The organism is Dehalococcoidales bacterium (assembly GCA_030698765.1).
Lineage (GTDB): Bacteria > Chloroflexota > Dehalococcoidia > Dehalococcoidales > UBA2162 > JAUYMF01.
Map to the genome: position 1 here is coordinate 1 of JAUYMF010000132.1, position 11,109 is coordinate 11,109.

General features: G+C 56.0%; 8 protein-coding genes. 4 read left to right on the forward strand and 4 right to left on the reverse strand.

The window, feature by feature from the left end; all coding sequences use genetic code 11:
• Together Q8Q07_06495 and nuoE are read right to left on the reverse strand one after the other, a co-directional pair.
• A partial coding sequence (locus Q8Q07_06495; protein ID MDP3879933.1) for an NADH-quinone oxidoreductase subunit F occupies positions 1-1,043 on the reverse strand: 1,043 nt, incomplete at its 3' end.
• 1 nt (position 1,044) lies between these two features.
• The gene (gene nuoE / locus Q8Q07_06500; GenBank protein MDP3879934.1) at positions 1,045-1,500 is read right to left on the reverse strand and encodes an NADH-quinone oxidoreductase subunit NuoE; all 456 of its coding nucleotides are present in this window, start codon (positions 1,498-1,500) and stop codon (positions 1,045-1,047) included.
• A 459-nt stretch (positions 1,501-1,959) separates the two neighbouring features.
• Here nuoE and hisH point away from each other — a divergent pair, with 459 nt between their 5' ends.
• The 4 genes from hisH to Q8Q07_06520 all read left to right on the forward strand — a co-directional run bounded on the left by hisH (position 1,960) and on the right by Q8Q07_06520 (position 5,522).
• Entirely contained in the window at positions 1,960-2,586 is a 627-nt protein-coding gene (gene hisH, locus Q8Q07_06505) for an imidazole glycerol phosphate synthase subunit HisH (protein MDP3879935.1), read from the forward strand.
• A gap of 26 nt (positions 2,587-2,612) precedes the next feature.
• The gene (gene hisF / locus Q8Q07_06510; protein ID MDP3879936.1) at positions 2,613-3,389 is read left to right on the forward strand and encodes an imidazole glycerol phosphate synthase subunit HisF; all 777 of its coding nucleotides are present in this window, start codon (positions 2,613-2,615) and stop codon (positions 3,387-3,389) included.
• Between the two features lie 17 nt (positions 3,390-3,406).
• A complete protein-coding gene (locus Q8Q07_06515; GenBank protein MDP3879937.1) occupies positions 3,407-4,072 on the forward strand; it encodes a response regulator transcription factor in 666 nt (221 codons plus the stop codon).
• A gap of 109 nt (positions 4,073-4,181) precedes the next feature.
• On the forward strand, positions 4,182-5,522 hold the full coding sequence (locus Q8Q07_06520) for a glutamine synthetase family protein (GenBank protein ID MDP3879938.1): 1,341 nt from the start codon (positions 4,182-4,184) through the stop codon (positions 5,520-5,522).
• 432 nt (positions 5,523-5,954) lie between these two features.
• Here Q8Q07_06520 and fdhF read toward each other — a convergent pair whose 3' ends face one another.
• A complete protein-coding gene (gene fdhF, locus Q8Q07_06525; protein ID MDP3879939.1) occupies positions 5,955-8,723 on the reverse strand; it encodes a formate dehydrogenase subunit alpha in 2,769 nt (922 codons plus the stop codon).
• A gap of 47 nt (positions 8,724-8,770) precedes the next feature.
• On the reverse strand, positions 8,771-11,109 hold a 2,339-nt coding region (locus Q8Q07_06530), incomplete at its 5' end, for an FAD-dependent oxidoreductase (GenBank protein ID MDP3879940.1).

An 11,109-nucleotide genomic window follows, 5' to 3' on the forward strand; every position in this document is an offset into this window, starting at 1 on the left:
ACATCCGCCCATGTCCCCACATTGTTAATGTTGGTCGGTTTGCCCCACAAACCGGAGACCGCAGGGAAAGGAGGCCGGGGCCGGGGCATACCCCTCTTGCCTTCAATCGAAGCCATCAGGGCGGTCTCTTCACCGCAGACGAAAGCGCCGGCCCCTTCCTTGATGGTTATCTCAAAGTTGAAGCCGGAACCAAGGATATTATCCCCCAGTAAGCCGCATTCTCTCATCTGGTCCAGCGCAATGTTCAGACGCTCGATAGCCAGCGGGTACTCAGCCCGGCAATAGATGTAACCATGGCTTGTCCCCATGGCGTAAGCGCCGATGAGCATACCCTCCAGTACGGCGTGGGGGTCACTCTCCAGTTGAGACCGGTTCATAAAAGCGCCCGGGTCACCCTCATCGGCATTGCAAATCAGGTATTTCTCGGTACCCGGGGAGCGGCGGCAGAACTCCCACTTTTGACCGGTGGGGAAACCAGCGCCACCCCGACCCCTCAACCCCGACTTCTTTACCTCTCCGATAACCTCATCGGGAGTCATCTTCAGCGCTCTGAGGAAACCACTGTAACCACCATTGGCGATGTATTGTTTGATTTCTGTAGGGTCGATATGTCCGCAATTACGTGTTGATATGCGCACCTGCGGTTTGAACACCGGCAAATCAGAAAGCCTGGAAATACCATCAAGGCTACCCTCGCCGACGATACCCAGCGCCAGGTCAGCGCGGGGTTTATCATTGACCAGATAGTCTTCCAGGAGCTCGGAAATAATTTCCGGCGTAACCCCGCTGTAAATGATACGGGGATGGCCTGGCTTGGCAATATCCACCAGGGGTTCCGCGTAGCAGACCCCGACGCAGCCTACCTCTGACACAACAGCGTCAATGTTTAATCGGGATAACTCCTGGTTAATCGCTTCTAAAACCGCCATCGCCCCGGCGGCGCGGCCGCAGGTAGCGGTACCGACAAGAATATGGGGCTTTATCCCCTGTTGTAAAGCCCCCCATTCTGCTACGGCCTGTTTTTGTATTTCCTCGAATGTCATACTACTCCCCTCGCTCCCCGACCAGCAGTTTTTTCACTTTAGCCGTGGTCATCTTGCCGTAGACAGTGTTATCCATTACCGCCACCGGAGCCAGAGCGCAGGCGCCAAAGCAGGCCACTCGCTCCAGACTGAACTTGTAGTCCCGGGTAGTTTGCCCGGGCTGGATACCAAGCTCCTGCTGCACTGTGTCCATAATGCGCCGCGCACCCCGGACATGACAGGCGGTACCCTGACAGACCCTTACTTTATGTTCGCCCTGCCGTTCAAACCGGAACTGGGCATAGAAACTGGCCACCCCGTAGATCTCATTTTTGGAGAGACCCAAAAAATTGGCTACCTCCGAGATTGTCTCCTCGGAAAGATAGCCTAACTCTTCTTGCGCTTTCTGCAGAACGGGAATGGTAGCTCCTCTCTGCCCGTGGTAAGGAGCTAAAATCTGTGACAATCTCTCATTCACACCTAGACCTCCCGGATTTGAAATCAAGTTCCCATTACAATTTACCACCAAACGGGGCATAATGTAAACCCTGACCAGGCTATTTTTCGGATGGTATTATTCGGTTTTGGTTGGCGGTGTCATTGCGAGACCATTCCGCTATAGGCGGAAGGCTTCAGCCCGAGTTCAGCCCGAGGGCGAAGCAATCTGTGTGTGGGGAAGGGTACCCCTCACCTCTCAGATTGCCGCGTCGCGGAGTTTACACTGAGCGAAGAGAACGTGCTCCTCGCAATGACAAATAAAACCAACCAAATGCAAACAGAACCTCTTCGGATCGGATAAATCTTTGGCATGTTAAGCAGGGTTATGTTAAAATATTCAGATGAAGAGACTTTCCCTCGAAGTTCAGACTGATATCAGTCGTGACCTGGGCACGACGTATCACCCCATGAGTCATAACACCAGGCGGATGATAATAAGGTGATCACTATCGTTGACTACGGGGCCGGTAATCTGCGCAGTGTCGCCAATGCTATCACCAGGCTGGGTTACCGGTCCAGAATAACCAGCAACCCCGACGAGCTATCCGATGCCAGTGCCGTTATCCTGCCCGGCGTTGGCGCTGCCGGTGATGCCATGCGTAACCTTAAAGGACTGGGTATGGTTGAGCCGATACGCCAGCTTATCGCCGTGGGCCGCCCCTTCTTTGGAGTTTGCCTTGGACTGCAAGTCTTGCTTACCGGCACCGAGGAAGGCGGCTGGTATGAATGCCTCGATGTCATCCCCGGGCGCGTACGCAAGCTCCCTCCGGGACTGAAGATACCGCACATGGGATGGAACCAGGTAAGGCAGAAGATTGCTCACCCTGTATTCGAAGGTATACCGGACGGGACAAACTTTTACTTTGTCCACAGCTACTATGTGGAGCCTGAAGACAGGTCACTGATCGCCGGTGAAACCGATTACGGCATCACGCTGTGCAGCGTAATTGCGCGGGGTAACCTGGTCGCCACCCAGTTTCACCCCGAAAAGAGCGGCGACTACGGACTGAAAATGTACGACAACTTTATCAAGCTGGCCCTGTCCGTCAAATCGGGTAGAGGCTAAAAACCGTTGTTGAGAGATAATAGCCGATGCTGACCAAGAGAATCATCCCCTGCCTTGATGTCAAGGGAGGCAGGGTGGTCAAGGGCGTGAAGTTCCGCGACCACCGTGATGCCGGTGACCCGGTGGAACTGGCCGCATTCTACAATGAGCAGAAGGCCGACGAACTGGTCTTCTACGACATCACCGCTTCCAGTGAGGACCGGGGAATCATGCTGGAAGTAGTGAAACGTACCGCGGACAGAGTATTCATCCCGTTGACAGTGGGCGGCGGGTTACGCACGGTGGAGGATATCCGCCAGATGCTGGAAGCCGGAGCCGACAAGGTCTCCATAAACACGGCGGCGGTACTGGACCCAAGCTTCATCACCCGGGGCGCCGAGCGCTTCGGCAGCCAGTGCATTGTGCTGGGCATGGACGCCAGGCGAATCCCCGGGGTAACCCCACCCCACTGGGGGGTATTCACCCATACCGGCGCTGATGGCGGGCGGGCTGCCGGCCGCGACGCCGTAGAATGGGCCGTCCAGGCTGTGGAGATGGGAGCCGGTGAGATTGTCGTCAACAGCATTGACGCTGACGGCACCAAGGCCGGCTACGACCTGGAATTGCTCCGGGCCATCTCCGAGGCAGTAACCGTCCCCGTCGTCGCCAGCGGCGGCGCCGGCTCCCCGGAAGACCTCTACCAGGCGCTGGTTAACGGTAAGGCCGATGCCGTTCTCGCCGCCAGCATTTTCCACTACGGGACTTACTCCATCGATGCGGTAAAAGACTACCTGGCAAAAAAGGGTATTCCGGTCCGAACCTGATTCAACAAGGCAGCACCTTGCTTAACTTACTGATAATAGCTGAAAACAAGGACGCCGTAACCGGGCTATCTTCCAGCCTGGTCCGTAACGGGTGTTCCTGCCCGGTTGTCTCCGGGGAGAAGGAGCTGGCTACACAGCTCACCAGGCAGACCCCGGACGCCATATTAATGGCAACCAGTGATTATCAGAAAATAGAAGACCTTTCCCGAAGAGTAAAACAGAGCCAAGACCTGCCCGTCATTGCCCTGGTCGCCAGAGATACGCTCGATGCCATGAATAGCCAGCAAAGCATAGATGACTTCATCGTTGAGCCATATAATGTTACCGAGCTTTTGGTAAGAATAAGACGCCTCTTGAAGATAACCGCCCACCATGAAGACGGGGAACTGATAAAATGCGATGACCTGGTAATAGACCTGGACAGGTACGAGGTGTCCGTCAGTGGCAGGCCGGTGATGCTGACCTTCAGGGAATATGAGCTGCTCAAGTTTATGGCCCGCCACCGGGGGCGGGTCTTTACCCGCGAAGCCCTGCTCACCGGGGTCTGGGGATACGATTACTTCGGCGGGGATAGAACGGTAGATGTCCACATCAGGAGGCTGAGAAGTAAAATTGAGGACCCGCATCATACCTTCATTGAGACGGTGAGAAACATCGGCTACCGGTTCACCAAAAAGGGCTGACACCAAAATTTAACATCGTCGTAATATTGCGGAAACATAAGAGAAGTATCATAAAACCTATATATGGGGACGAGGGTAGATGCCGTACCCCGGCAGAATGGAGGTAAGAATGACCGAGAAGAGCAGGGAGCAAGGTAAGGAGTATGTCCTGAAGACAGTCAAGGATAATGATGTCAAGTTCATCCGGCTGTGGTTCTGTGACATCCTGGGAATGCTCAAAAACTTCGCCATCACCGTTGAGGAACTGGAAGGCGCTCTAAAGGAGGGGATGGGCTTTGATGGCTCCTCGATTGAAGGGTTTGCCCGCATTGATGAGAGTGATATGATCGCCCTACCCGACCCCGATACTTTCCAGCTGCTCCCGTGGCGGCCCAAAGAACATGGGGTAGCCCGCATGTTCTGCGATATTATCAAGCCGGACGGTGAACCCTTCGACGGCGACCCCAGGTATATCCTCAAGAAGAACCTGAAGCGCGCCGCCGACCTGGGCTACACCTTCTATGTGGGCCCGGAACTGGAGTACTTTTACTTTCAGGATTCCAGAGGGACGCAGATCCTGGATGAAGGCGGCTACTTTGACATGACCCCCCTGGATGTCGCCACTGACCTGAGACGGGAAACAGTCCTCACCCTGGAAGAGATGGGCATCGGGGTGGAATACTCCCACCATGAGGTTGCCCCCAGTCAGCATGAAATTGATATGAGGTACACTGATGCCCTGACTATGGCGGACAATGTGATGACCTACCGCCTGGTGGTCAAACAGATAGCCCTGACACACGGGGTCTACGCCACCTTCATGCCCAAGCCCATTTTTGGTATCAACGGGAGCGGCATGCATGTCCACCAATCGCTTTTCAAGGGCGAACGCAACGCCTTCTTTGACGAAAAAGATGAGTACCATCTCTCCAAAATAGCCAGGAGTTACATCGCCGGTTTGCTCAAGCACGCCCCGGAAATCACCGCGGTTACCAATCAGTGGATAAATTCCTACAGACGGCTGGTACCCGGTTATGAAGCGCCGGTCTACCTATCCTGGGCACGGCGCAACCGCTCTGACCTCATTCGGGTCCCGGGGTACCGCCCGGGCAGAGAGAAGGCGACCAGAATCGAGTTCCGCTCCCCTGACCCGGCCTGTAACCCCTACCTCACCTTCAGCGTGATGCTGGCTGCCGGACTGGAAGGGATTGAAAAGAACTATACGCCGCCGGCCCCCGTGGAAGAAAACGTCTACGAGATGACCGAAGAGGAGAGAAAGAAAAGGGGAATCGAAACTCTACCCGCCAGCCTGCTCGAAGCCACCCAGCTTACCGAAAAGAGTGACCTGGTACGCAAAGCCCTGGGTGAACATATCTTTAACGCTTTCATCAAAAACAAAAAGATTGAATGGGACCAGTACCGCACTCAGGTAACGGAATACGAGCTTAAGAAATACCTGCCGGTGTTATGAAGTAACACCGGCCAGGCAAATAGCCAGGCAGTTAATTTGAGTTAGTTATCGTACCGCCAGGAGTTTCCTGGCGGTACGACATTATCCAGAGCTTCCGGGCATAACAGGACATTGCCCCTGACCGGCAACCTCAAAGATAACCATACACAGGACTAGCAGAGTGCAACGCATTATCTTTCGCTCAAGAAGTGAAACGAATCGTTCTCCCATAAAAAGCACGTTACTCGTGTTGTCATTGCGAGGAGTCCGCCTCTGGTGGACGACGTGGCAATCTGGGGGTAAGGGATAATTCCGCCCACCCGGAGCCGTGGCGGCAGCGTAACTATAAGTGTTACTTGGTACTAGCTTCATTAACAAAGATAAACTAGCCCTAGGGAAGAGACAAAAAGAGGGGCTAAAGCCCCTCTTTCGGACTTTGAACAGGTTAACTGTTTACTTGTGCCCGTTCTTCTCCACCCTGACGGCGCAGACCTTGAATTCGGGTATCTTGGAGACGGGGTCGAGGGCGGGATTGGTCAATACATTAGCCGGGCTCTCCCCGAAGTGAAAGTCCATGGAGACCACCCCCACCGGCGAAGCCCCGGTTACCTTAGCCTTAGATACAACTTCTCCCCGGCGTGAGGTAACTTTCACCATATCACCATCGGCAATGCCCAGCGTTGAGGCGTCAGCCGGGTTTATCTCCACCAGCTCCTCGCCCCGCATACGGTTGAGTCCTTTCACCTTCCGGCTCATAGTGCCGGTGTGGTACTGGTAAAGACTCCGCTCGGTGGTCAGCACCAGAGGATACTCAGCGTCAGGCAGTTCCGCGGACGGTTTGTATGACAGAGGCACAAAATGCCCTTTCCCGCGGGTGAAGGTCTGCGTATGCAGGATAGGAGTCCCGGGGTGTTCCGGGGTGGGGCAGGGCCACTGCAACCCGCCCGACTCGATACGGTCGAAGGAAATACCGCCGTAGCTGGGAGTGAGGCTGGCAATCTCTTCCATAATCTGGGGCGGCCCTTCAAAATCAAAACCTTTAGCCCCCATCTTATGCGCTATCTGGCAGGTAATCTGCCAGTCGGGCCTGGAGTCACCCACCGGGTCAACCGCTTTTCTCACCAGCTGCACCCGTCGCTCGGTATTGGTAAAAGTCCCGTCCTTCTCGGCAAAACTGGTCGAGGGCAGCACCACATCAGCCAGTTGCGCCGTCTCCGAGAGGAAAATGTCCTGTACAACCAGGAAGTCCAGCCCTTTCAACATTTCTTTAACGTGATTGGCGTCGGCATCGCTCAATACCGGGTTCTCCCCGATGAGATAAATTGCCTTTAATTTCTCTTTACCGGGCGCCCCGAACATCTCGGTGAGGGTCAGCCCCGGCCTGGCGTCGAGGGTACAGTCCCAAGCCTTCTCAAACTTCTCCTTGACTGCCGGGTCCGCCACTGACTGGTAGCCGGGATAGACATTGGGTAAAGCGCCAAGGTCACAGGCGCCCTGGACATTGTTCTGGCCGCGCAGGGGGTTGACCCCGGCGGAGAGCTTGCCCAGGTTGCCGGTGAGCATCGCCAGGTTAGCCGTTGCCAGCACGTTATCGGTGCCGTGGCTGTGCTGGGTGATGCCCATGGCAAAGAGAATGGCCGACGGCTTGCTGGTGGCGTACATCCGGGCGGCTTCCGCTATCTTTTCCGCGGGCACGCCGGTAATCTGCTCGACCTTATCAAGAGCAAAGTCTTTCAGCGACTCCTTAAAAGCGTCAAAGTTCTCGCAGCGTTCTTCGATAAAGGCTGTGTCCGCCAGTCCTTCGTCAACGATTACCCGCATCATCCCCATGAGCAGGGCGACGTCAGTCCCCGGCCGCTGCCGCAGCCACAGGTCGGCAAAGCGGGTCAGCCCGATTTCACGCGGGTTGGCCACAATCAGCTTGCCACCCTTGAATACAGCCCTCTTCACCTCCACCCCGATTACGGGATGGGTGGCCGTGGTGTTGGTGCCAATCGCCAGGATACAACCGGCATCCCCGATATCATGTATCGAGTTAGTCATGGCGCCGCTGCCGAAAGATGTCACCAGACCGGCCACGGTAGGCGCATGGCAGAGACGGGCGCAGTGGTCGACATCATTAGTGCCCAGTACGGCGCGAGCGAATTTCTGGGCAACATAATTTTCTTCATTGGTAGTCTTGGCGGATGAAATTACGGCGACTTCGCCTTTCTGGTAACTCTTCAGCTTATCAGCTACCATGTCCAGCGCCTCATCCCAGGTCGCCTCCACAAACTGGCCGTCCCGCTTTATCAGGGGAGTGGTCAGACGTTCCGGGTGATGGACAAACTCCTGGATGCCGAAGCGACCCTTCACGCAAGCCTGTCCCCTATTTACATCATTTTCCATCTGAGGCAGTACTTCAATTATCCTGCCCTCCCTGATTTGCAGCTTAAGCTGGCAGCCGACCCCGCAGTAGGGGCAGGTTGTCAGCACTTCACGCTCAGGCAAACCTTCCCATTTCCGGCTCCGCTCCAGGAGCGCTCCGGTAGGACAGACATCAACACACGCTCCGCAGAACTGACACCCCGATTCCTCCAGGGGACGCCCGAAAGCCGTCCCCACCAGAGTCCGGCTGCCCCGCTGGGTAAAGGCGATGGCCCCGGCCCCTCTCACCTCCTGACAGACACGTACGCACCGCCCGCAAAGGATACAGAGATTATAATCCCGATCAAAGAAGGGGTCGTTAGTATACGATGGTTCATTCTTATAGGTGTAGGGTAAGGTTACCTCTTTTATCTCGATGTACTCAGCCACTTCCTGTAGCTCGCAGCGCCGGTTCTTGGGACAAAGCACGCAGCGCTCCGTCACCGTAAAGCTGCGCAAACAGATATCAAACGCCTGGCACTGCCCGCCCGGTTTGTCCCGGCGTTCGCAGAGGAGGCAGGTATGAGGGTGCTCGGTGAGAATGAGTTCCAGAACGCCGCGCCGGAAGTCCTGGAGCTGGGGCGTCTTGGTCCTTATCACCATGCCGTCAGCCACGGGTGTGGTGCATGAGGTGGGGAAACCCCGCATATTCTCAATCTCCACCACGCATAACCGGCAACCGCCGTAAGGAGACAGGGAGGGATGGTAACACAGTGTCGGTACGTAGATACCGGCTTTCTTTATCACTTCCAGTACCGTCATCCCGGTACTGGCTTCAACCGGTTTTTCGTCAATAGTTAAATTAATATTGGCCATATTCACCTATCTCCACGGAAGATTAGATTGCCTCAGTCCGGCAGCCCTCAACGTTCCTCCAGATCACACCGGAGGCAGCGTTTTGTCTCCTCGGTAGCCCTTTCATTATCAAAGCCGAGGACTACCTGAGCAAAACTCTTGAGTCGCTCATCAAGAGGCAGCATCTCCATCGGCGGACGGTACTTCTCCCCTTCAACTTCATCCGTATCCACCGGCGCTATCTCACCCTCAGGCGGCGCCAGCACCTCATCAATAATACCCTCACCACCAAGGTAGCGGTCAATGGATACAGCCGCCTGCCGTCCTGCGGCGATAGCTTCTATCACTGATGCCGGCCCGCTCACGGTGTCACCACCGGCATAGACTCCTTCCCTGGTAGTAAGCATTGTTTCCGGGTCTACTTTAATTCTGCCACCCCTCTCCACCTCCAACCCGTATTTGTCCGGCACCACGGATTCCTGCCCGGTAGCTTTTATCATCAGCGTGTACTCTTCGGTAAACTGGCTGCCCTCAACCGGCACCGGTCTGGCCCGGCCGCTGGCATCCACCTTACCCAGCTCCATGCGGATAAGCTCCACCTTCAGGCGCCCTTCCCCTTTCATTACCCGGGTGGGCGCCGCCAGGTATTGCATCTTTACCCCCTCCTCAAGCGCCTCTTCAATCTCTTCCGCACTGGCCGGCATCTCGAGACGGGTCCGGCGGTAAACAATATTTACCTCTTTAGCGCCCAGGCGTAATGCCGTCCGCGCCGCATCAATAGCCACATTACCTCCCCCCACCACCAGCACCCTGTCCCCGACATCCACCTTCTTCCCCAGGTTGACCTCCCGGAGAAAATCGACGCCGTCAACCACACCGGGAGTATTCTCCCCCTCGATACCCATGGCGGTACCGCGGTGGGCGCCGACGCTGACAAAGACAGACTGATAGCCCTGCCCGAACAAACCATCAAGCGACTCGACGGGACTGTTGGTCTTAATCTCCACGCCCAGATTCTCAATCTCTTTTATCTCGGCATCAAGCACCGCTTCCGGCAGCCGGTACGAAGGTATACCTACCCGCATCATACCGCCCGTTACCGGCAGGGACTCAAACACGGTCACCTGGTGCCCCAGAATGGCCAGATAATATGCCGCCGTCAGACCGGCGGGGCCGGAGCCGACAACCGCCACCCGCTTGCCGGTTGGCTCGGCTTTCCTGGAATTCTTTTTCCATAGTCCGGTATCATGGTCAGCGGCGAAACGCTTCAGTTCCTTGATGGCTATCGCCTCTTCAAGCTGACCGCGGCGGCACTTGGCTTCGCAGAAATGCACGCAGACATAGCCGCACACCGACGGGAAGGGAATCTTCTCACGGATTACCGCTACCGCCTCTCCATATTTGCCCTGACCGATTGCCCGCACATAACGGGGAACATCAATACCGGCCGGGCAGGCATTCTGACAGGGAGATTTGACCAGTCGCTTGCAGACTCCAGCACGGCAGTAGCCTTTCTCAACATGTTCCTCAAACTCTTTACGGAAGTAACGCAGTGTCGTCAGTATCGGATTGGGCGCCGTCTGCCCCAGGCCGCACAGGGCTGTACCCTTGATGAGCTGGGCAAGCTGCTCAAGGCGCTCGATATCGCCCGCCTTACCCTCGCCGCGGGTGATACGCTCCAGCATATTGAGCATCTGCCGGGTGCCAACCCGGCAGGGGACACACTTACCACAGGACTCATCCTGGACGAAAGCCAGGAAGAAACGCACCATATCAACCATGCAGGTATCCTCATCAGCCACCACCATCCCCCCTGAGCCAACGATGGAGCCAGCCTGGGCCAGGGATTCATAATCCACCGGGATATCCAGCAGGCTGGCGGGCAGGCACCCGCCGGAGGGACCCCCGGTCTGCACCGCCTTAAATTGCTTATTGTTAACAATTCCCCCGCCGATGTTGTAAATAATTTCGCTCAGAGGAATACCCAGCGGCACCTCAATCAACCCCGTCCTCACCACTTTACCGGCCAGGGAAAAGGTCTTGGTACCCTTGCTCTTTTCGGTGCCAAAGCCGGCGTACCACTCGGCCCCTTTCTGCAATATGGCGGCAACATCCGCCCATGTCCCCACGTTGTTAATATTAGTCGGCTTGCCCCACAAACCGGAGACGGCGGGGAAAGGAGGCCGGGGCCGGGGCATACCCCTCTTGCCCTCAATAGATGCCATCAGGGCGGTCTCTTCACCGCAGACGAAAGCGCCAGCCCCTTCCTTGATAGTTATCTCAAAATTGAAGCCGGAACCAAGGATGTTGTCCCCCAGTAAGCCGCACTCTCTCATCTGGTCCAGCGCAATGTTCAGACGCTCGATAGCCAGCGGGTACTCAGCCCGGCAATAGATGTAACCATGGC

Excerpts from the sequence above, each read along its gene's own strand:
- Q8Q07_06520 (MDP3879938.1), top strand. The coding sequence starts at position 4,182 with ATGACCGAGAAGAGCAGGGAGCAAGGTAAGGAGTATGTCCTGAAGACA.
- fdhF (MDP3879939.1), bottom strand. The coding sequence starts at position 8,723 with ATGGCCAATATTAATTTAACTATTGACGAAAAACCGGTTGAAGCCAGT.
- hisF (MDP3879936.1), top strand. The coding sequence starts at position 2,613 with ATGCTGACCAAGAGAATCATCCCCTGCCTTGATGTCAAGGGAGGCAGG.